The sequence below is a fragment of the Roseomonas acroporae genome, assembly GCF_023223525.1.
Classification (GTDB): domain Bacteria; phylum Pseudomonadota; class Alphaproteobacteria; order Acetobacterales; family Acetobacteraceae; genus Roseomonas_E; species Roseomonas_E acroporae.
Window position 1 is genome coordinate 1 of record NZ_JALPRX010000244.1, and the last position, 1,273, is coordinate 1,273.

1 protein-coding gene is annotated in these 1,273 nt (G+C 69.1%); it reads right to left on the reverse strand.

Annotated elements, in window-relative coordinates:
• A partial coding sequence (locus M0638_RS28315) for a calcium-binding protein (RefSeq protein WP_248670303.1) occupies positions 1 to 1,273 on the reverse strand: 1,273 nt, incomplete at both ends.

The window sequence follows — 1,273 nt, forward strand, 5'->3', positions numbered from 1 at the left end:
GCCGTTGATGTAGTCGTTGCCGGAGCCGCCCCAGAGCTGGTTGGCCGCGCCGTTGCCGTTCAGGGTGATGGCCGTGGTCAGCGCACGGGCGTCGCCGTCGATGGCGCTGGTGCCGGTGAGGTAGAGGGTCTCGATGTTGGCAGGGACGACGTAGCTGACGGAGGATTGGATGATGTCGCTGCCGCCGCCGGCGAGTTCCACCACGATGTCCTGGCTGCTGTCGACGAGGTAGGTGTCGTTGCCGGTGCCACCGGTCATGGTGTCGTCGCCGGCACCGCCGTCGAGCGTGTCGTTGCCGGCACCACCCCAGAGCTGGTTGGCGGCGCCGTTGCCGTAGATGGCGATGGCGGTGGCGAGGCCGCGGGCATCGCCGTCGATGGCGTTGGCACCGGCCAGGTAAAGGGTCTCGACGTTGGCGGGCACGACATAGCTGGCGGAGGCCTGGATGGTGTCGTTGCCGCCGCCGGCGAACTCGCTCACGACGTCCTGGCTGCTGTCGACGACGTAGGTGTCGTCACCGGCGCCGCCGGTCATGGTGTCGTCGCCGGCGCCGCCGTCGATGTAGTCGTTGCCGGAGCCGCCCCAGAGCTGGTTGCTGGCGCCGTTGCCGTAGAGGCCGACATTGGTGGCGAGGCCGCGGGCATCAGCGTCGATGGCGTTGGTGCCGGTGAGGTAGAGGGTCTCGACATTGGCGGGCACGACATAGCTGGCGGAGGCCTGGATGGTGTCGTTGCCGCCGCCGGCGAACTCGATCACGACGTCCTGGCTGCTGTCGACGACGTAGGTGTCGTCACCGGCGCCGCCGGTCATGGTGTCGTCGCCGGTGCCGCCGGTCAGGGTGTCGTTGCCGTCGCCGCCGTTCAGCGTATCGTTGCCGCCGCCGCCGTCGAGCGAGTCGTTGCCAGAGCCACCCCAGAGCTGGTTGGCGGCGCTGTTGCCGTAGAGGCCGACACTGGTGGCGAGGCCACGGGCATCGCCGTCGACGGCGTTGACGCCGGTGAGGTAGAGGGTCTCGACGTTGGCGGGCACCACGTAGCTGGCGGAGGACTGGATGTTGTCGTTGCCGCCGCCGGCGAACTCGATCACGACGTCCTGGCTGCTGTCGACGACGTAGGTGTCATCGCCGGCGCCGCCGGCCATGGTGTCGATGCCGGCGCCACCGTTGATGTAGTCGTTGCCGGCGCCGCCGGTCAGCGTGTCGTTGCCCTCGGCGCCGAACAGCGAGTCGCCCGAGTCGTTGGCGGTGATGCGGTTGTCGTAGGCGTTGCCGACC